This is a genomic window from Arhodomonas sp. KWT (assembly GCF_010993615.1).
On sequence record NZ_WNXE01000784.1, the window covers coordinates 1 to 779 of the forward strand.

General features: G+C 68.8%; 1 protein-coding gene. It reads right to left on the minus strand.

The features are described 5' to 3' along the window. Positions 1-779 (minus strand): serine hydroxymethyltransferase (gene glyA / locus G7A99_RS22385; protein WP_163144214.1); only part of this gene is annotated, 779 nt, incomplete at both ends.

The following is a 779-nucleotide window of genomic DNA, read 5'->3' on the forward strand; positions in this document are numbered from 1 at the left end:
CCCAGCGCGGCGTCCGCGTCCTTGCCGGTGACCCCCTTGTCGATGAGGTCGATGAGGAAGAGGTGGTTGTCCGTGCCGCCGGAGACGATGTTGTAGCCGCGCTCGGCGAGCACCCCCGCCATCGCCCGCGCGTTGTCCACCACCTGCTGCTGGTAGGCCTTGAACGCCGGGTCCAGGGCCTCCTTGAAGGCCACCGCCTTGCCGGCGATGACGTGCATCAGCGGTCCGCCCTGGGTACCGGGGAAGATCAGCGAGTTGAGCTTCTTCTCCAGCTCCGGCTCACCCTTGGAGAGGATCAGCCCGCCGCGGGGGCCGCGCAGGGTCTTGTGCGTGGTGGTGGTGACCACGTGGGCGTGGGGCAGCGGGTCCGGATAGACGCCCGCGGCGACCAGCCCGGCGACGTGCGCCATGTCGACGATGAAGTAGGCACCCACCTTGTCGGCGATGGTGCGCATGCGCGCCCAGTCGATGACCCGGGAGTACGCGGAGAAGCCGCCGATGAGCAGCTTCGGGCGGTGCTCCTCGGCGAGGCGCTCGATCTCGTCGTAGTCGAGCTCGCCGGTCTCGGCGTTCACACCGTACTGCACGGCGTTGAAGATCTTGCCGGAGAAGTTCGGCTTGGCACCGTGGGTCAGGTGGCCACCGTGGTCGAGGCTCAGGCCGAGGATCGTGTCGCCCGGCTTGGCCAGCGCCAGATAGACCGCCGCGTTCGCCTGCGAGCCCGAGTGGGGCTGGACGTTGGCGAAATCGGCGCCGAAGAGCGCCTTGGCGCGGTCGAT